At 71.9% G+C, this 17,679-nt stretch carries 15 protein-coding genes and 2 pseudogenes; 7 read left to right on the top strand and 10 right to left on the bottom strand.

Annotated elements, in window-relative coordinates:
* The first annotated feature begins 423 nt into the window (after positions 1 to 423).
* Positions 424 to 2,556: an FUSC family protein gene (locus tag ACZ6EG_RS05705; RefSeq protein ID WP_469601877.1), complete on the top strand. Its 2,133-nt coding sequence runs from the start codon at positions 424 to 426 to the stop codon at positions 2,554 to 2,556.
* A 153-nt stretch (positions 2,557 to 2,709) separates the two neighbouring features.
* Here ACZ6EG_RS05705 and ACZ6EG_RS05700 read toward each other — a convergent pair whose 3' ends face one another.
* Positions 2,710 to 3,249: a GNAT family N-acetyltransferase gene (locus ACZ6EG_RS05700; RefSeq protein ID WP_391968772.1), complete on the bottom strand. Its 540-nt coding sequence runs from the start codon at positions 3,247 to 3,249 to the stop codon at positions 2,710 to 2,712.
* Positions 3,250 to 3,314: 65 nt separating this feature from the next.
* On the opposite strand from ACZ6EG_RS05700, the gene ACZ6EG_RS05695 reads away from it, so the two are divergent.
* On the top strand, positions 3,315 to 3,905 hold the full coding sequence (locus ACZ6EG_RS05695) for a TetR family transcriptional regulator (protein ID WP_391968771.1): 591 nt from the start codon (positions 3,315 to 3,317) through the stop codon (positions 3,903 to 3,905).
* A gap of 126 nt (positions 3,906 to 4,031) precedes the next feature.
* Here the strand turns inward: ACZ6EG_RS05695 and ACZ6EG_RS05690 are convergent, their stop codons facing one another.
* A complete protein-coding gene (locus ACZ6EG_RS05690; protein WP_469601873.1) occupies positions 4,032 to 4,904 on the bottom strand; it encodes an NAD(P)H-binding protein in 873 nt (290 codons plus the stop codon).
* Positions 4,905 to 4,966: 62 nt separating this feature from the next.
* Between ACZ6EG_RS05690 and ACZ6EG_RS05685 the strand changes: the two genes are divergently transcribed.
* Positions 4,967 to 5,563 (top strand): TetR/AcrR family transcriptional regulator, encoded by a 597-nt coding sequence (locus ACZ6EG_RS05685; RefSeq protein WP_391968769.1) that lies wholly within the window; start codon positions 4,967 to 4,969, stop codon positions 5,561 to 5,563.
* Between the two features lie 28 nt (positions 5,564 to 5,591).
* On the opposite strand, the gene ACZ6EG_RS05680 is transcribed toward ACZ6EG_RS05685, so the two are convergent.
* The 7 genes and pseudogenes from ACZ6EG_RS05680 to ACZ6EG_RS05650 all read right to left on the bottom strand — a co-directional run bounded on the left by ACZ6EG_RS05680 (position 5,592) and on the right by ACZ6EG_RS05650 (position 13,021).
* Complete coding sequence (locus ACZ6EG_RS05680) at positions 5,592 to 6,335, bottom strand: VOC family protein (protein ID WP_391968768.1); 744 nt, start codon at positions 6,333 to 6,335, stop codon at positions 5,592 to 5,594.
* A gap of 84 nt (positions 6,336 to 6,419) precedes the next feature.
* Positions 6,420 to 7,946, bottom strand: coding sequence for an FAD-dependent oxidoreductase (locus tag ACZ6EG_RS05675; protein ID WP_469601868.1), 1,527 nt, complete (start codon positions 7,944 to 7,946; stop codon positions 6,420 to 6,422).
* Between the two features lie 22 nt (positions 7,947 to 7,968).
* On the bottom strand, positions 7,969 to 8,871 hold the full coding sequence (locus ACZ6EG_RS05670; RefSeq protein ID WP_356610015.1) for an AurF N-oxygenase family protein: 903 nt from the start codon (positions 8,869 to 8,871) through the stop codon (positions 7,969 to 7,971).
* A 498-nt stretch (positions 8,872 to 9,369) separates the two neighbouring features.
* Positions 9,370 to 9,582, bottom strand: coding sequence for an SbtR family transcriptional regulator (locus ACZ6EG_RS05665; RefSeq protein ID WP_391968766.1), 213 nt, complete (start codon positions 9,580 to 9,582; stop codon positions 9,370 to 9,372).
* 75 nt (positions 9,583 to 9,657) lie between these two features.
* A pseudogene (locus ACZ6EG_RS05660) lies at positions 9,658 to 10,562 on the bottom strand (ATP-binding cassette domain-containing protein); the annotation flags it as partial.
* Positions 10,469 to 11,845 carry a protoporphyrinogen/coproporphyrinogen oxidase gene (locus ACZ6EG_RS05655; RefSeq protein WP_469601864.1) on the bottom strand — a complete coding sequence of 459 codons (1,377 nt, stop codon included), beginning with the start codon at positions 11,843 to 11,845 and terminating at the stop codon, positions 10,469 to 10,471. The gene ACZ6EG_RS05655 and the pseudogene ACZ6EG_RS05660, both read right to left, overlap by 94 nt.
* Positions 11,846 to 11,929: 84 nt before the next feature.
* Positions 11,930 to 13,021: a terpene synthase family protein gene (locus tag ACZ6EG_RS05650; RefSeq protein ID WP_391968762.1), complete on the bottom strand. Its 1,092-nt coding sequence runs from the start codon at positions 13,019 to 13,021 to the stop codon at positions 11,930 to 11,932.
* Between the two features lie 756 nt (positions 13,022 to 13,777).
* On the opposite strand from ACZ6EG_RS05650, the gene ACZ6EG_RS05645 reads away from it, so the two are divergent.
* The 3 genes and pseudogenes from ACZ6EG_RS05645 to ACZ6EG_RS05635 all read left to right on the top strand — a co-directional run.
* Positions 13,778 to 14,008: a hypothetical protein gene (locus tag ACZ6EG_RS05645; protein WP_391968761.1), complete on the top strand. Its 231-nt coding sequence runs from the start codon at positions 13,778 to 13,780 to the stop codon at positions 14,006 to 14,008.
* Positions 14,009 to 15,493 carry an ABC1 kinase family protein gene (locus tag ACZ6EG_RS05640; protein WP_469601860.1) on the top strand — a complete coding sequence of 495 codons (1,485 nt, stop codon included), beginning with the start codon at positions 14,009 to 14,011 and terminating at the stop codon, positions 15,491 to 15,493.
* An 11-nt stretch (positions 15,494 to 15,504) separates the two neighbouring features.
* Positions 15,505 to 15,708: pseudogene (locus ACZ6EG_RS05635) on the top strand (NADP oxidoreductase); the annotation flags it as partial.
* A gap of 111 nt (positions 15,709 to 15,819) precedes the next feature.
* Here the strand turns inward: ACZ6EG_RS05635 and ACZ6EG_RS05630 are convergent.
* Complete coding sequence (locus ACZ6EG_RS05630) at positions 15,820 to 16,824, bottom strand: urea transporter (protein WP_469601857.1); 1,005 nt, start codon at positions 16,822 to 16,824, stop codon at positions 15,820 to 15,822.
* A gap of 314 nt (positions 16,825 to 17,138) precedes the next feature.
* Here ACZ6EG_RS05630 and ACZ6EG_RS05625 point away from each other — a divergent pair, with 314 nt between their 5' ends.
* Positions 17,139 to 17,636: a hemerythrin domain-containing protein gene (locus tag ACZ6EG_RS05625; protein WP_391968758.1), complete on the top strand. Its 498-nt coding sequence runs from the start codon at positions 17,139 to 17,141 to the stop codon at positions 17,634 to 17,636.
* Positions 17,637 to 17,679 lie beyond the last annotated feature (43 nt).

Raw genomic sequence — 17,679 nt, 5'->3', positions numbered from 1 at the left:
GCGGACGGCAACGACCGCGTCCGGCTGGAGGCCGGTCTGCTCGACTCCAGCGCGTACTCCCAGGGCGTCGTCGCGCAGTTGAACCGGCTCGAGGGACTCGGGTGCGACGTCAAGGTCATCGTCCAGCAGGGCGCCGGCCGGGACGTCCTGGTCGGTGCGGGCGTCGACTGTCGGGTCGTACCACCTCACCGAGAACTCCGCGACCGGCGCCAACGACGCGATGCTGCGCGTCGTCGACGGCTGGGTCACACGAACCGGTGTCCGCTGCGCCGGTCGGGGGAGCGGGTCCGCCCCGCGGGTGCGGCGGCCGCCCCCGGGTCGGGTGGTTCGGCATGATGTGTCGGCCGCGGGACCCCGCGGCCGAGGATCCGGCGCCGCTCGACCGCCCGGAAATCGCCGGGAATCCGCCGCGAAAGGGTGCCGATGCCGAGACTGCCGTCGCCCGCCGCGTCCTTCGGTGGCGGTGGACGCGCGGTCCGGGTGTCCGTCGCCTCGGCCGCCGGTTTCTACCCCGCGGCGTACCTCCTGGACCGGCCGGTCCTCGCGCTGTACGCCCTGTTCACCCCCATCGCCTTCGCCGTCCTGTCCCCCCTGCCGGGTTCGGGCCGCCATCGCGCGGGCAGCGTGCTGCGTGCCGCGCCGGCTGCCGCCGCCACGATCGCGCTGGGCACCGTCCTCGCGATGACGACCTGGACAGCGGCCCTCGGCATGCTCCTCGTCGCTCTCGTCCTGACGTTCGGTGCGGTCTGCGCCCCGCGGCTCGCCGGCGTCGCCCCCGGGCTCCAGCTCTGCTACATCCTGGCCTGCTTCCCGCCGTACGCCCCCGCCACCCTGCCCGAACGGCTCGGCGGACTGGCATGGGGCGCCACGGCACTGTTCCTGGGCGAACTCCTGCTGTTCCCCTCCCCACGACGGCCGTCGTACGCCTGGCGGGTCGCGGACGCCCTCGACCTGGCGGCCCACGCGGCGCGACTGACGCGGCGGGCGGACCCCGTCGACAGCGAGACGATCCGGCGACTGCGGACGACCGGGCGGGAGCTGCGCTTCTCGTGCCAACCGCACGGCGGCCGGCCGACCGGCGCCGGCCGGACCGACCGGGCGCTGGCCCATGCCGGTTCCGCCACCCGGCGGCTGCTGGACCAGTTGGCCGCGTTGGGCGAACTCCCGCCCGCTCCGGCCGACACGGCCTCGCAAGCTCTGTTGCACGGCCTTGCGGCGACGTGCGAGGAGACCGCGGGCATCCTGCGCGGTGATCGCCCGGCCGGCGGTGCGGAGCTGATCGAGGAGATGACGGCGCGGTTCCTGGACGAGCGCAGTGACCCTGCCACGGCAAGCCGTGATCGTCCTCATGAGCTTCTGCGGCGCAGGTCGACGCTGCTGACGGCGGCGGTGTCGACGGTGACCGCGCGCACGGCGGCGGGCCTCGCGGCGGGTGGCGACCGCGCGGTGCCCGGGCTGCCCCACGAGCAGTTCTGGTACGCGGGGTTGTCGACGGCGCGTCTGTGGCTCGTGCGGGTGCGCGGCAACCTCACGCCGCGATCCGTCGTGTTCCAGAACGCGGTCCGTACGGCGCTGGGGCTCGCCCTCGCCCGTCTGGTGGCCGGGTCGCTCGACCTGTCGCACGGCTTCTGGGTGCTGCTGAGCGTGCTCACCCTGGCGCGCACGACGGCGGTCGGCACCTGGTCGGCCGTACGGGCGGCTGCCACCGGGACCCTGTTCGGCGCCGTGCTGGCGGGCGCGCTCATCATCGGGGCGGGTGACGCGACCGCGGTCTACGCCGGTCTCTTGGTGCCGATGATGGTGCTCGCCTTCTCCGTGGGACCCGCCGGCGGCCCGGCGTGGGCGCAGGGGCTGTTCACGCTGGTGGTGTCGACGGCGTTCGCCCAGATCGCCCCCGTGACCTGGCGGCTGGAGGAGGCACGGCTGGTGGACGTGCTGACCGGCAGCGCGATCGGGCTGGTGTGCGGGCTCCTCGCGTGGCCGGCCGGCGCGCGCACCGAGATGCGGCGCAGCGTGGCGGCGCTGCTGCGGGCCACCGCGCCCGTGGTGCGGGACACCGCCGACGCGGCGGCCGGCCACGGCGCCGGCCCACGGACCGACACGTCCGGGAGGCCCACGGCCGGCTCCTCGTGGCCCGCGCTGCACCGGCTGCGCATCGCGGAGGCGGCATACGCCCAGTTCCGCACGGAGCCCGCCCTCCGTGCGGACGACGACGGCCCCGACTGGCTCGCCGCCCTCAACTACGGCTCCCGTGTGCTCACCGGCGCCTACTGGCTGCCGCCCGCGCAGGGCGCCCCTGCCCTCCCTCCCGTAGCCCGGCAGTGGATGGACACGGCCGCGCGGCAGGTGGCGGCCGCCGGCCTGAGAGCGGCGGAACTGCCCCGCGGGGGAGTGAGGGTCCGGCTCGCGCCGCTGCCGTCCGTCCCCCCGTCCGCCATGACGCCCGGGGCGTGGTCCCTCCTGGTCGATCTGGAGGTGTGGCTGCACGCGCTCGCCGCGGACCTCGCCACGGCCACCGGGGCGGACCGCCCGGGCCCCGCGGACGAGGCCGGCTGACCGGGTCGACGCGTCGGCGGGAGCACTCGCCCCCGGTGGGCGGCGTCGCTCCCGCGGGTGCCGTGCCGGTCGCGCCCCCCCGCGGCAGGCCGGCAGCCGGGTGGCACCCTCGTCCGGTGCCGGGGCGAGGAGGACTCGACGACCCGGCACCGCTCAGTTCTCCGCGTTCCCGTCGTCCTCCGTCCCGGTGCGCAGGTCCAGGGTCCAGTTCTGGCCGACGAGGTCGTGGCCGTAGCTGTGGTGGCGCTCCTCGTCCACGAGGGTGAAGCCGAAGCCCTGGTAGATCCTGCGTGCGGCCGTGAGCACGTCGTTGGTCCACAGCGTGACCTGCTCGTAGCCGGCCTCACGGGCGAAGGCGAGGCACCGCTCGACCAGGCGTGTCCCGAGGCGAAGCCCTCTGCCCTCCGGCGTGACGAGCAGGATCCGCAGCTTCGCCACCTTCGGCTGGTCGCCCGAGACCAGGAAGACGCACCCCACGCGCCGACCGTCGACCTCGGCGATCCAGCCCGCCTCACGGGCCGGATCGTGCTTGGCGCCGTAGTCGGCGACGATCTTCGCGACCAGGGCCTCGAAGTCGGTGTTCCAGCCGAACTGCTGGTCGTAGGCCTCACCGTGGGCCATCACCACCCATCCCAGGTCGCCGGGACGGTCGGCACGGCGTAGGACGACGGTCGTCTGATCTTGCCGAGACATGGGCTGCTCTCCTGGCCCGTGGGCGTGCTGTTCACTGAAACAGTTGTTTCAGTTAGGCTAGCCGCATGTCGCAGGAAGCGCCAACCCCCTCCGCACGCCACCGCGAGCTGCTGGAAGCGGCCTACCGGTACGCGCTCGCCCACGGCCTGTCCGACCTGTCGCTGCGCCCGCTGGCCGAGGCCATCGGCTCCAGCCCACGGGTCCTGCTCTTCCTCTTCGAGAGCAAGGACGGCCTGCTGCGGGCGTTGCTGGCGCGCGCCCGGGCCGACGAGCTGGCGCTCCTGGACCACGCCCGGCAGCCCGAGCGCCCGGACGGTCTCGTGCCCGCCGTCGAGCGGGTCTGGACGTGGCTCGCCGCGAAGGAGCACCGGCCACTGCTGCGGCTGTGGGCCGAGGCGTACACGCGCTCCCTGGCCCAGCCCGACGGGGTGTGGGCCGGGTTCGCCCGGGCGACGGTGGAGGACTGGCTAGGCGTTCTGGCCGGCTTCCAGCCGCCGGCCGAACGCGACAGCGAGCCCGGCGCCGCCCGCCGCACCCTGGCCTTGGCTGTCCTGCGGGGCGCCCTGCTCGACCTCCTCGCCACGGACGACGAGGACCGGATCACCGCCGCCGTCGAGTACCAACTGGCCCTGCTGCGCGACAGCACAGCAGCCTGACGGCCTCGTCCACTCGACGCCGCTCCCGTCGCGGCGGCTTCGGCGCGCCCGGGTCGCGCGGCGGACGCCGGGAACCGGCGGCCGCGACACCTACGGTGAAGTCGTCGCGGGGCGCGGCCGAGGAGGTCACGGGCCCTCCGCGAACGCGGGGGCGTGATCGGCGGCCCACTGGTGAAGGGTGCGCGGCGCGGTCCCGAGGACGTCGGCGACCGTGGTGGTGACGTACGCGGGCCGCCCGACCGCCGCGCTCCACGCGGCGAGCAACATGTCGACGGTCGAGCGGGGCGTGCCCTTCGCGAGGATCCGGAACTCGGCCGGTGTCATCTCCTCGAACGCGATCTGTCGCCCGAGGGCGTGACCGATGGCCTCCACCTGCGCGGCCTGGGTCAGCGACTCGGGGCCGGTGAGCACGTAGTCGCCTCCGACGTGTCCGTCATGACGGAGGGTCCGTGCCGCGACGGCTGCCACGTCGCGGTCGTCGACCGGTGCCGTCTCGGCGGCGCCGTGAGGCCACCGGACGACCTGACCGGCCCGGATCGCGGGCGCCCACCAGGCCAACGCGTTCGATGCGAGCATTCCGGGCCGGATGACCGTCGTGTCGAGGCCGGTGGCCGTGACGAGGCGCTCGAGGTCGGCGTGCAACCGCGCCGTCGGGTTGGGCTGCTGGAAGAAGGGGTGCGGCGTCCGGTGCGGGGAGGAGAGGAGGACGACCCGCCGCACATGGCCCGAGAGTCGCTCGACGACTGCCCCGGCTGTCTCGCGTGGAGCGGTCCAGACGAGGAAGACCGCACCGGCACCGCTCAACGCCGGATCGAGCGACTCGGGCACGGTGAGGTCGCCGGTGAAGACCTCGGCCTTCGCGGGCAGCGCCGCCGCCTCGGAGTCACGGGTGAGGGCGCGCACCGGTACACCCGCGTCGAGGAGCAGGTCGACGACGACGCGGCCGATCCGTCCCGTTGCGCCGGTGACGAGCACGGGGGAGATGTCTGTTCGGGTCATGCAACCATGAAAGCGTTACTAGGTTAAATAAGCAACTCGGTCACATAGGTTACCCTGGTCAGATGAGCGAGCCGGTGGGGCTGCGAGCCCGTAAGAAGGAGCGGACACGCGACGCCATCGGCGACGCGGCAGTGGCCCTGTTCCTGGAGCGCGGCTTCGAGCAGGTCTCGGTCAACGACATCGCCGCCGCGGCCGAGATCTCCAAGCCGACGCTCTTCCGGTACTTCCCCACCAAGGAAGACCTGGTCCTGCACCGGTTCTCGGACCACCAGGGCGAGGCGGCACGCGTCGTAGGTGACCGCGGACCCGGCACCGACCCGGTGACGGCGCTGCACCGGCACTTCCGCGCCGGACTCGATCGCAACGACCCCGTCACCGGCCTCAACGACCATCCCGAGGTGGTGGCGTTCCACCGCCTGGTGTTCACCACGCCGAGCCTGGCCGGGCGGCTCGCGCGGTACCAGCTCGAGGACGAGGAGACGCTGGCGGACGCCCTCGGGGCGGGCGTCCAGGCCCGTCTCCGAGCCGCCCAGGTCCTCGCGGTCCAGCGGGTGCTCGCCCGGACCAACTGGCAGAGGATCGCCGAGGGTCGGGCCGCCGCCGACGTCCACCCCGAGGCCGTGGCCGACGCCGACCTGGCATTCGACCAGCTGAGGTGACACCGGTGGCCGAGCGGTGGACCCACCGTCAGTCCGGCGGTGCGAGAACGCAGAACTCGTGGCCCTCCGGGTCGACCAGGCACGTCCACGGGACGTCGCCCTGTCCGACGTCGAGGTCGGTGGCTCCCAGCGTCCGCAGGCGGGCCGCCTCGGCTGCTGGGTCGTCACCGGCATACGGCAGCAGGTCGAGGTGGAGGCGGTCCGGCACCGTCCTCACGTCGGGTGTGCGGAGGAACTCGAGATACGGGCCGACACCCTTGGCGGAGCGCAGCACCGCACGTTCCTCCGTCACCTCGTGCAGGGTCCAGTCCACCGCCTCGCCCCAGAACCGGGCCATGACCCGTGGATCCTCGCAGTCCACCACCACCGCGGCGATCGGTCCGGTGTCCCGGTAGACCTCCCGAGGCTCCAGCACGCAGAACTCGTTGCCCTCGGGATCGGCGAGGACCGCCCAGGGCACCTCGCCCTGGCCCACCTGAGCGGGTGTCGCGCCGCGAGCCAGGAGGCGGGCGATCAACTCCGCCTGGTGGGTCGCGGAGGTGGTGGCCAGGTCGAGGTGCACACGGTTCTTCGTCCTGGCCTTGGCTTCCGGGACGGGGACGACATCGATGCCGACGGCGACCGGGTCCGGCCACACGAGGCCGCCGCCGGGTCCGACATAGGTGGTCGCGCCCGGGCTGTAGGCAGCCCAGCCGAGGGCCTCCGCCCAGAACCGCCCGACCGCCGAGTGGTCGACGGCCTTGATGTTCACGTGAACGGGTCGCAGAGCCATGCCGGCGATCCTATGAGACGCGGACATCTCGCCGGAGACGCCGCGAACCGGCGGTCGTGGAGCGGCTGGGCCTCCCGGGCCGGGTCAGCGGCGGCTCCGGCGCCGGGCGAGGCGGTGGAAGCGCTTGGGTCCGGCGGTCGGCGCGGGCAGTGTTCCCGCGACCGCGTCGGCCAGCAGGGTCCCGACCGTTTCCGCCGCGCAGACGCGGTTGGCTCCGATGCCTCCGGAGGGCCCGCGTTTGATCCAGCCCACCACGTAGGCGCCGGCCGTCCCGGTCACCCGCCCGTGCTCGTGCGGCACCGTCCCGGTGGCCTCGTCGTAGGGCAGTCCCGTCTGCGGCACTCCGCGGTAGCCGATCGCCCGCAGTGCCAGGCCGGCCGGGATCAGCAGCTCACCGTCCCCGTCGGTGGCGCGCACGGCGCGCAGGTCCGCGTCGCCGCACATCTCCAGCGGCGTGGACAGGAAGCGGAGCACGATGCGCCGCCGCACCGAGGTGTCCGGTGGGACGGACCAGTCGACGGCCTCCCGCGCCACGTCCCGCAGCACCGCCGCCTTGCCGTTCGGCCGGGAGCCGTCGATCACCGCGCCGATGCGGGGATCGTGGTCGTCCACGACCAGGTCCACCTCGGGTAGGTGTTTCAGGGCCAGCAACTCGGGCCGGGTGTACGCCGCGTCGTCCGGACCGCGCCGCCCGAGCAGCACCACCTCGCGCACCTTGCTGCGGCGCAGCTCCGCCAGTGCGTGCCGCGCGATCTCCGTGCCGGCCAGGGTCTCCGGGTCGGAGACCAGAAGACGGGCGACGTCGAGGGCGACGTTGCCGTTGCCGACCACGAGGACGCGCTCGGTCGAGAGGTCGACGGCGTCCGGCGCGACGTCCGGGTGCCCGTTGTACCAGGCGACGAAGTCGGTCGCGGACAGGCTGCCCACCCGGTCCTCGCCGGGTATGCCGAGCCGTCGGTCGGCGGCGGCGCCCACGGCGTAGACGACCGCGTCATGATGGGCCGCTACCTCCTCGGGCGTGATGTCCCGGCCCACGTCGAGACCGAGGTGCAGGCGCACGCGCGGGTGGGTGAGGAAGCGGGCGAACGTGTCGCCGATCTTCTTGGTCGCCGGATGGTCCGGGGCGACCCCGTAGCGGATCAGGCCACCGGCGGTCGGGAGCCGGTCGATGAGCGTCACCTCGGCCCGGGTGTGCAGCAGCAGGTCCTCCGCGGCGTACATCCCCGCCGGCCCGGTGCCCACGATCGCGACCCTCAGCGGCCCGAAGTCCGGGGGCAGGACCCGGTCGAAGACCGGCTCGCCCCAGGGATGGAAGTTCGGCCCGGACCTGTCTCCCGTGTCCTGCGCCTCCGCTTCCGTCCGTGCGAAGTAGGCCGCGTTCATGTCGGCGTACTCCCGCTGACCGGCGGGCAGGCTGTCGACCGGGAAGATGGCGTCCACCGGGCACGCGTCGGCGCAGGCACCGCAGTCGATGCAGGTCTCCGGGTCGATGTGCAGCATCTCGGTGCTGCCGAAGGCCTGCTCCTCGGGCGTGGGGCGGATGCAGTTGACCGGGCAGACGGACACGCAGGTGGCGTCGTTGCAGCAGGTCTGGGTGATCGCGAAGGCCATGGCGTGCGCTCGGCTCCGGGTGTCAGATGAGGTGGGCGCGCTGGTAGAAGAACAGCGCGGGCTTGGTGAGCAGGCCGACCGAGGTCAGGAACTCCATGAGGCCCGAACAGCTCGACCGCATCATCGACTTGTGGTGCTCGTTGGCCTTCGCCTCGCGGAGGGCGCGCTCCTCGTCCAGGCCCGCGTTCGCGTAGACCTCGCGGTTCACCATGCTGGTGACGATGACGTAGGCGGCCACGGCGATCAGGAGTGCCTGGATCCGGCGGCGGGTGCGTCCGGCACGGGCGAGGTGCCTGCGGGTCTCCTCGCGGGCGAACTTCATGTGCCGCGATTCCTCGACGACATGGATGTTGTTGATGGTCCGGACGAACGGTACGACCCGTTCGTCGCGCATCCAGTCGCGCTGCATGACGTCGAGGACCTCCTCGGCCACCAGGATCGCCGCGTAGGCGGCCTCGCCGAACGCGACGGTCTTGAAGAGCCTGCCGAGTTCGACGGCGATCCGGTGCGGCCGGTACGCCGGAGCCCCGAGCTTCTTCGCACCGCGGGCGAACATGATCGAGTGACGGCACTCGTCGGCGATCTCGGTGAGCGCCCACTGGAAGGTGTCGCTGGTCGGGTCCTTGGCGTAGATGTCCCGCAGCACCATCTGCTGCAGGATCATCTCGAACCAGATGCCGGTGCTCGCGACCGATGCGGCCTCCTGCCGCGTCAGCGCCTTGCGCTGGGCCTCGCTCATCTCGTTCCAGTACGCCGTCCCGTAGAGCGTGCTCCACTCGGGGCTGGCGCCGTGGAAGTCCTTGTCGAGCGGCGTCTCCCAGTCGACCTCGGTGAGCGGGTCGTACGAGAGCTGCGCGGACGAGTCGAGCAGGCGCCGCGCGATGCCGTCGTCGGGCGTACGGCTCTTGGTCCTGCTGAGGGCCATGTCGGGACTCCTAGAGTCGGGTCCGGGGGTGCCTCGTTCTCGGCTGCCCATTACTGCCGGTAACAGCCTCTTGTTGACGAACTTTATAGCAAGACTCGTCCTGTGCATACCCCCGAGTAACCAGTCGGTCCTGCCGGGGCGGGCCGACGCGGACGCCGTGCGTCAACCGCCACCGGCTCGGTCTTCACGATCGCCGCCGGCGTGAGGCCGTCATCGGGGGCCATGGAGGACACCTCCGAGCCGAACAAGCGCGCCCGCTGTGGCTGTTCCGTTCTCTGGTGGCCGTCGCCTTCCCCGTGGAGGCGTGGCACCGGTCCAGGCTTCCCGCCTCGGGGTCCTCCGTCATCGACGCGATCGCCGAACCGGCTGTCCGACGGGCCCCCTTCCGGCGCCGCGCCGTGACCTGCCGAGGCGTTCCCACGATGGACCGCCGGCGTCCGCGCATCCTTGTGTCTCTGGGGCGGGAGCCTGCGTCGACCCTTGTCCGGCTGCTCGGTGTCAGTCGGCCGGTGTGCCCGAGGGGGCCTGGTGGCGCAGGCCGTCCATCAGGAGGTCGAGCAGGCGTGTCATCCGGGTGTGGTGTTCCGGGGTTGTGGCGGCGAGGGAGAGGCCGCTGAGGCTGAAGAAGGCGTCGTCCGGCTCGATGTCCGCGCGCAGCAGGCCTGCCGCCGTGCCGGCCTGGAGCAGGTCGGTGATCGCGGCGGTGAGCACGACACCCTGAGCACACACGACTGACCCGGCCCCGGACACCGCCTGCCCGCGGCGCGACAGTCATCCGCATCCGCATCAGGGCCGGGCCGGCACCGTCTTCGCCCGGGGGTCGCGGACCGGCTCCAGCCGGACCTCGCGGCCCTGCCAGCGGCGGCGCAGCCACCGATCGTGGCTGGCGACCACGATCGCGCCGGGTCCGGTGCCCAGCGCCTCCTCCAGCTCGTCGCACAGGCGGGGGGAGAGGTGGTTGGTCGGCTCGTCGAGCAACAGCAACTGGGGCGGGCGCGCCACGAGCAGCGCCAGCGCCAGCCGGCGGCGCTGCCCCACGGACAGGTGTCCGACCGGCTTGCCGAGATCCGCCTCGTGCATCAGCCCGAGCGAGACCAGCGGCACCCGCTCGGCCCTCGCCCTGCCCACCGACAGCTCGTAGGTGTCGCGGACGGTGCGTTCGGGACGGCCGAACACGGTGTCCTGGGCGAGCATCCCCACCGTCAGCCCGTGCCGCCTGCTCACCTCGCCCTCGACCGGGAGACGCTCGGCGAGCACACCGAGCAGGGTCGACTTGCCCGCCCCGTTGCCGCCCGTGACCAACAACCGGTCGGTCGCCGCCACCTCCAGCCCGTCCAGTGCCAGCCGGCCCGGGACTCGCACGTCGCGCAGGGCCACCAGCGGCCGCGGGCCCTCCTCCGACCGGGCCGCCAGGTCAGCGGCGGCGAACCGCAGTGGACGCGGCGGCTCGGGCACCTGGGCGCGTCCAGCTCCTCCAGCCGCCGGGTGGCGTTGCGCACCCGGCGGGAGATCTGGTTCTGCACCCGGCCCGCCCGGTGGCCGTAGCCCATCTTCTCGTTGTCGACGCGGCCCCGGCCCGGGGCGACCCGGTGCGCGGTCACGCCCGCCGACATGCGCAGTTCCTCCAGTTCCGCCTGCTCCTCTGCGTACCGCCGCTCCCAACGTTCCCGCTCGGCCCGCTGCCGAAGGAGTAGTAGTCACCGGCGAGTGCGATGCGGGAGGTGTGGTCGAGGCTGCGCAGGCCGTTGCGGAGTTCGGCGATGCTGCCGGGGTGGGTGAGGGGCACGCAGGGGCGGCAGCGGGAGACGCTGGTCATCTCGATCTGCCGGGCCAGCCCGGAGAAGAGACCGAGTTGGTCGAGGTCGTGCAGGGCCCGTGCGGTGATGTCCTGGTCGGGCAGGTCGTACAGGCTCTCGCTCTGCTGTGTCGGCCAGTACAGGGTGATCAGTGCCTTGCCGTCGGGGGCTCGGCCAGGGGCGCGGTTGTGGTCGAGGCACAGGCCGAGGCCGCCGGGGTGTTCCCGCCGGGGGACGAAGATCCACATGCTGGTTTCCGGGGGGCGGGTGGTCAGGCCGAAGGAGACGTGCAGGCAGGTGGAGTAGCGCAGCCGGGACAGGAAGGCGCCCATGGGGGCGGGCAGGTCGGGCCAGATGCCGGCGACCTGGGGCCCGGGAACGGCGATGACGCAGGCGGCCGCGGTCTGCTGGCGTTCGCCGCCCGTGGGGTCAGTGTGGCGGACGGTGACGTGGTCGTCGTTCTCCTGGACCGAGAGGACGGTGGTGTTGTGGCGGATGTCGAGGTGCCTGGCCAGTCCGCGGGGGAGGAAGGCCATGCCTTGGGGGGAGTTGAAGTAGCCGGTGCCCAGGGCCGAGCTAGCGGCGAGGTACACGTGGGTCATGGACAGCTCTTCGGGGGGCGCGAAGTAGTAGTTGGTGCTCAGAGGCTCGATCAGGTAGTCGAAGAGCTCCTGGTTCAGCCGCCGGTCGGTGTAGGCGATGCAGGACTCGTCCGCCTCGGGCGCGGTGGTCAAGTCTCGGAAGGTGATGCGGTCGCGCAGGCGGCGGGTGTCGGCGGCGAGCCGGAGCAGTCTCATCTTGCTGCGGGGCGACAGCAGACCGGTGGTGAGCAGGTCCAGGGGTATGTGTGTGCCGAAGCGGTGTACTTTCCCGTCGCGGAGGAAGCCGTAGATGTCGCCGGAGGGTACGACCTCGCCGGTCAGGCCGGCGTCGCGGATGAGACGACGCATCTGGCGATAGCTGTCGGGCAGCAGGGCCGCGCCGGTGTCGACGCGGAAGCCGTCGATCTCCTCGGTCCACATCCGGCCGCCCACGTGGGCGCTGCGTTCGAGCACCGTGACGTCGTATCCGGACTGCTGCAGCCGGAAGGCGGCCGACAGTCCGGCGATTCCCGCGCCGACGACCATGACCTTCTGCCGGGCGCGTGCGGAGAGGGGCGATGTCGGTCGGTTGTCCATGGCAGCCTCAGCTTCCGCTGGTCGGTGGGTGGCAGGCGGGGGCGGGCCGGAGGGGCGACGGCCGGTGTGGCCGGGCCGTGGGTGTCAGTTCAGCAGGTCCCACCACCAGGCGAGCGGGGCGGGCGCGGCCGTCCGGGTTCGGCCGGGGTGTCGTGTGATGGTGTGGAGGGGGGTGTCGGGGCGTGGCACATGGCTGCCGTCGGGGATGCCGACGATGTCCAGGGCGGTGGTGTAGCGAGGGAGAGTACGCTGCCATTCGTAGGTGCCGCGCACCATGTGGGTCAGGTGGTCGCAGTAGCGGCCGAGGGGGGTGTCGGCATCGGCGTCCTCGCGTAGTTGGCGGTGCATGGCCAGGAAGTAGTGCATGACGGTTTCGAGCAGACCGCATGCCTGGTCGGTGGCGTCCTGGGCGGTGAGAGAGCGCTCGGCGCCGAGGATGTGCACCAGGTTGGACTCCAGGCTGCCCTGTGCCTGTTCGTGTGCGTAGGAGGCCAAGTCGGTGGGGACGGTGAGCAGGATGCCGGCCGCCTGGGTCAGCGCCCGCACCTCGGGCCGGACGCGGTGGCGGGCCGGCAGCTTCGTGCCCTCGGCGACCTCGATCAGGTGCACACTGAGCAAGGACGCGCCGTCCGGCGGACGGATGAACAGGTGGTCTTCCACCGAGCGCAGGCTGCGGGCGGCCCGGTCGCTCACGCCGCACATCGCCCCGACGGCCCACTGGTAGTGGGCCAGCGAGCACAGGTGGGCCAGTTCGGGGTCCGCCCGGTCGTGAATGCGAGTGATGAGATCGGCGAGGGCGGAGGCGAACGCGTCGAAGGCCGTGTCCCCGGTGGGCGGTGTCTCGGGGTAGAGGGCGCGTGCCATCATGCGTCCGGCGATCGGGTTGAACGTGCCGGGCCGGTCCGCGTCGGGCCCGCTGTCGCAGTAGTAGTCGTCGAAGAGGAGCGCCCACACCAGCCAGTCGGAGAGCAGTTGCGCCCCTTCTTCGGTGGCGGTGGGGGCCCATGTGCAGGCCAGAAAGCCGGTGTCGGTGGCGGCCGCCCGGCGCAGGGAACGCTCGTCCATGCCGTGGCGTTCCAGCCAGGTGCGGGAGCGGGCCTGGATACCGGCGGCCCCAGGCCTGACCTCCAGTTCGATCGGGCACCAGAGCGGGGGGATGGCTATCGCGCTGGTCACATCGGCTCCTTCACGTCGGGGGAGTGCCGCATGCGCGGTGTGCTGTGCGACGGCCCGGCCCGCGCCCGGCCGGGATTGCACGGACGGCTACTGTGTCGCAGGCCACTCACCCCGGCGACCGCCTGGGGTCGTGCCTATCGCCGCGCCCCTCGTCCGGCGCCGGCGTGTCCTGAGCTCCGGCCCCGTACGGACAAATCCACGCCGGGCGGCCCGGGCACGGCATGTCCGGTGGCCTCGGCCCCCCGTCATCGCCGCCCGGCACACCCGCTGGGCGGGCCGCAACCGCGCCTGACGTCTCACGGCACCACATCGCTGCCGCCGTGCACAAGGCGTTGCGCGGGGCACGAAAAGCCGCCAACGGGCGTTGCCCGGCGTGGCGTGAGCGGCGCATACGCGCGGCGTGCGCAGTGCACCCTTCAGTGTGGGTGAGCTATGCACCAGTGCGTACCCTCGCGCATCGGTCACGGCGTTTACCCCATCATCACCCTTGCCATCTGCGGGGACGTGCCCCGCAGGCACGCGGCCGTGCCAACCGGGCGACGCTGCCCGCGACGGCGAGGCGAACGCGGCGTTGACGAGCCCCGCAGAGACCTCCCTAATGACAGGAGCGCCGTGCTGGCCACACCCTCGCTGCAGCGGCGCCGTGCAGCTGCGCGCCGCACACGCCCGGCCGGCCGCCGGCGCGGCGCCCGTCGCCTGCCCACCGGCCACCCGACGAACCGCAGCACGACAGCGCCCAGGAAAGAGGAGAAGACAATGGGGAAACGCCGTCACAGGATCGGTGACCGTCTCGCCGACGTGGTGGAAGGCTTCGACAAGGGCGTGACCCGGGGGCTGCGAGGCAAGAAGAAGTCCAAGAAGCGCCGCCGCCGCAACGAGCGGCAGCTAGCCGAACTGAGCACCCAGGTGACGGCGCTGACCCAGGCCGTGGCCCAGCTCACCGACCACGTCGGCTCACAGGCCAAACGCGACAAGGGCAGCGCGTAAGTGCCCCTGCCAGACCCGGACTCCTCAACCACGGACACCGCCCGGCGCGGTCGCCGCACCGCCGGGATCATCGTGCGGGCCGCAGCGCAGGAGACCGTGCACACCCTGTCCCGCCGCACCCACCGCGCACGACGGACCGACGAGCCCTCCGCCCGGAACCGGGCCCTGCGGCTGCGCACCACCCTGGAGCGCCTGGGCCCCTTCTACATCAAAGTTGGTCAGATCCTGGCCACACGCCCCGACTTCGTTCCCGACCATGTACGGCATGAACTCGGCCGGCTCAACGACGAGGCCACCGCCCAGCCCTTCTCCGCGTTCGCCCCCGTGCTGCGGCAGGACCTCGGAGAGGACTGGCGTACCCGTTTCGCCTTCGTGCGCACCGAACGGCCACTGGGGTCGGCCTCACTGGCACAGGTCTACCGCGCCGCCCTGGCGGACGGCACACCCTGCGTCGTCAAAGTGCAGCGGCCGGGGGCCGATCGGGCCGTTCTCGGCGACATGCGCGTGCTGCGCAGGGCCGCGCACCTCGTCACCCGCTTCATGCCGCACTTCAACGAAGTGATCGGAATCGAAGCGATGACGGAAGTCCTCTTCGACGCCATGCGCGACGAGCTGGACTTCACCCGGGAGGCGTCCAACATGAAGGCCGCCCGGAAACTAGCCCGGGACTACAAACGCCTCAGCATCCCGAAAGTTCTCCACGCCACCGAACACGTCCTCATACAGAGCCTGGCCGACGGCGTAGCCATCAACCGCGTCAAAGACGACGCGCTGAGCCCCAGGAAACGCCAGCAGATCGCCCGGCAACTCATCGACTACCAGTTCCGCTCCTACTTCGTCACCGGACGCTTCCACGCCGACCCCCACCCCGGCAACATCCTGATCAGCCCCGGCGGAACAGCGCACATCATCGACTGGGGCATGGTCGGCCGCCTCGACCGCAGTGCCCGGCTTACGATGCTGGGCATCCTGCTGGGACTGGCCCGCAATGACGCCGAGGCCGTCGCCCGGCAGTGGATCAGAATGGGAGCCACCACGCCCTGGAGCAACACCACCGGCTTCGTCCAGGATTTGTCCCGCAAGGTTCCCCTCTGGTCCAACGCCACCCTTGCCGAACTCAACTACGGCGTGGCTCTGATGTCCGTGCTGCAGTACTCCAGCCGCCGCGGCATCCAGGTCGCGCCTGTCGTCTCCGTCATCGGCAAGTCTCTGGCCAACATCGAGGGCTCCGTCCGCTGCCTCTACCCGAAACTGAAACTCACCAAAAGCCTCAGTGCCACCCTCAACGGCGTCATGAGCGACCTGATACGGCAGGAAACCAGCCCGGAACAACTCGCCCAGCACCTGCTTGACTTCCTGTCCTTCACCGACAAGACCGCCGGCCACCTGCAAACCCTCACCCGGGACCTCGCCTCCCGCCAGTTCACCGTCCAGGCACGCACCAACCTGGGAGACCCCATCGCCGCGGGACGTTCACACCGCTGACCCCGCGCCCCGCCCAGTTGGTGCGGCATGTCGGCTGCGCACCCGTGGTCGGCGGCTCTCTCGAACGAGCGGGACTCCTGGAAGCGACCGCGGCACTCTTCATCGGGCTATGGGTCGGTGAGGGAGCCGATGCCCAAGCCATCGCACCCCCGCTGGCCCATGCCGCCGGACCGAGAGACGAGGAGCCACAAACCGCCGAAGAGGCTCTTCGTTAGGAGTTCTTACTCCCCAAGAGCTCCACATCCCACTCCAGTCACGATCGTGATGCCCTCATCGAGATCATCACGACGCGGGACGAGGGACGGAGTCGACCATCGATGCTCGACCTAGACGGCGCGGGTCGGACACACCGTATCCGCGCCCGACTTCGTGCCGGCCAGCCGTGGGAAGGAGGGGGAGGCGGCCAGGAATCCGAGCGTCGTCAGCACGAACGGCCACGTGAAGGCGTGCCCGCCGGACGGTGCGAGCAGCGCGGCGACGGCCGGCGTCAGAGCCGTCGCGGTGGCGGCGCCGAGGAGGGCATAGAGCAATGTGGCCGGCGTCGCCGGCAGGAACACCCCGCGCAGCGCGAGCGCGACCAGTACCGCGTTGTAGCCCATGGTGCCGTCGGCGATTCGCTCGGCCGGGGTCCCGAGCCCCCACGCCGTCACGACGGCCGTCAGGCTGCCCGCGCAGACGACGAGCCCGGCCGCCTTGCTCGCCAGGAAGATGCCTGCGAGCAACAGCACCCCTACGTACCACAGTTCCAGGAAGAAGATCTGGGAGACGTTGTGGAGGAACGCCCGCAGCAGGTCGTCCGGGTGCAGGGGGCCGTGTCCGGAGGCCGGGCCGGGCAGCGCGGCGAGACTCTCTTCGTGCGGCCGGACCCGCCGGAAGGCCGGTGCGGCGACGGTCACCGAGACCGCCACGAGGCAGTACGGCAGGGTCAGCGGCGGCAGGTTCCAGGCACCCAGCAGGCGCACCGTCGCCGCCGTGCCGATGGTGACCACGATGCAGCCGACGGCGGCGAGCAGTGCCGTCGCAAGCCGGTCCCGGTCGAGGAGGACGGCGAGACAGAGGGCGAGCAACGCGGAGTTGAAGCCCTCGAGTCCCGCTTCCTGCCGGTCGCGTGACACGCCGAGACCGCGGGCGGTCCCGGTGCCCAGGGCCGCGCCACCCACCGCGTACGCGGCGTACCGCCAGTCGGCGACACACAGGGCCACGACGAAGACGCCGCCCGTCCACGGGTTCGCCTGGAACACCACTTGTCCCAGGCCGCACAGTACCCGCGTGCAGAAGTCCGGCGTGTGCGCCGGTTGCCACCGCCACCGGACCCGTACCGACCGTCCCACGCCCCGCCCCCGTTCTTTCCAGTACGCGATATTCGGTTTCCGGCATACGATATCGGATGTCTGGGCGTGCAGGGGGCCCAGCGCAGTCGCTGGAGACCGCAGCGGCCGCGCCGAGGAGCACTTCGAGGCAGCTCCGGAGCCCTCCGGGAGGACTCCCGCCGGCGCACAACGAGCGTCTGGTAAAGCGGTGTTGACGCGGCGGAAGACGCGGTACTGTATGCCCAGCGTCGCGTGCCGGTGGCAGACCGTGTCAGGCATGGAGGCGCCGTATCGAAGGAGCCCGACGATGCACTCGTCGTACCCTTCGTCCTCGCGTGACTGAGCGCGAGACGACCAGGCTGGTTGCCTGGAGCCAAGAACTCCGTCGAGTCCATCACCGGCTGCGGGAAGCGATGGCCGTGACCCGCGCCGCGCTTGCCGACTGCACTCCCGGTGACGCGGCCACCCGGGAACTGCTGCTGTACTGCCATGGATTCTGCGCGGCTCTCGACAGCCACCACCAAGGCGAGGACCGTACCCTCTTCCCGGCCATCGCGGCTGCGCACCCCGAGCTGCGCCCGGTGCTGCGCTCGCTGGAGCAGGACCACTCGATGATCGCCCACCTGCTGCGCGGCCTCCAGGCCGCGGTCGACCGGGCCGCGCCACCGGAAGAGCTCGACCAACACCTCGAAGGCATCGCCGCCATCATGGAGAACCACTTCCGCTACGAGGAGCGGCAGCTGCTCAGTGTGCTCGAAACCCTCGACTTGGCGGCCGCGCCCGGGGAGGTGCTGGGACCGATGACCCAAGACCGGGACGGCGGGCGCCGGTGAAGGCCCCGCCCCCTGGGCCTGCCGGCGCGAGGTCGCTGCCTCG

This window comes from Streptomyces sp. NPDC041968 (genome assembly GCF_055589025.1).
The sequence above is the reverse complement of the archived record's forward strand: the minus strand, read 5'-3'. Positions and strand labels throughout refer to the sequence as shown.

Coding starts and splice junctions, on each gene's coding strand:
- ACZ6EG_RS05705 (WP_469601877.1), top strand. CDS start 424: ATGCCGAGACTGCCGTCGCCCGCCGCGTCCTTCGGTGGCGGTGGACGC.
- ACZ6EG_RS05700 (WP_391968772.1), bottom strand. CDS start 3,249: ATGTCTCGGCAAGATCAGACGACCGTCGTCCTACGCCGTGCCGACCGT.
- ACZ6EG_RS05695 (WP_391968771.1), top strand. CDS start 3,315: ATGTCGCAGGAAGCGCCAACCCCCTCCGCACGCCACCGCGAGCTGCTG.
- ACZ6EG_RS05690 (WP_469601873.1), bottom strand. CDS start 4,904: ATGACCCGAACAGACATCTCCCCCGTGCTCGTCACCGGCGCAACGGGA.
- ACZ6EG_RS05685 (WP_391968769.1), top strand. CDS start 4,967: ATGAGCGAGCCGGTGGGGCTGCGAGCCCGTAAGAAGGAGCGGACACGC.
- ACZ6EG_RS05680 (WP_391968768.1), bottom strand. CDS start 6,335: ATGGCTCTGCGACCCGTTCACGTGAACATCAAGGCCGTCGACCACTCG.
- ACZ6EG_RS05675 (WP_469601868.1), bottom strand. CDS start 7,946: ATGGCCTTCGCGATCACCCAGACCTGCTGCAACGACGCCACCTGCGTG.
- ACZ6EG_RS05670 (WP_356610015.1), bottom strand. CDS start 8,871: ATGGCCCTCAGCAGGACCAAGAGCCGTACGCCCGACGACGGCATCGCG.
- ACZ6EG_RS05655 (WP_469601864.1), bottom strand. CDS start 11,845: ATGGACAACCGACCGACATCGCCCCTCTCCGCACGCGCCCGGCAGAAG.
- ACZ6EG_RS05645 (WP_391968761.1), top strand. CDS start 13,778: ATGGGGAAACGCCGTCACAGGATCGGTGACCGTCTCGCCGACGTGGTG.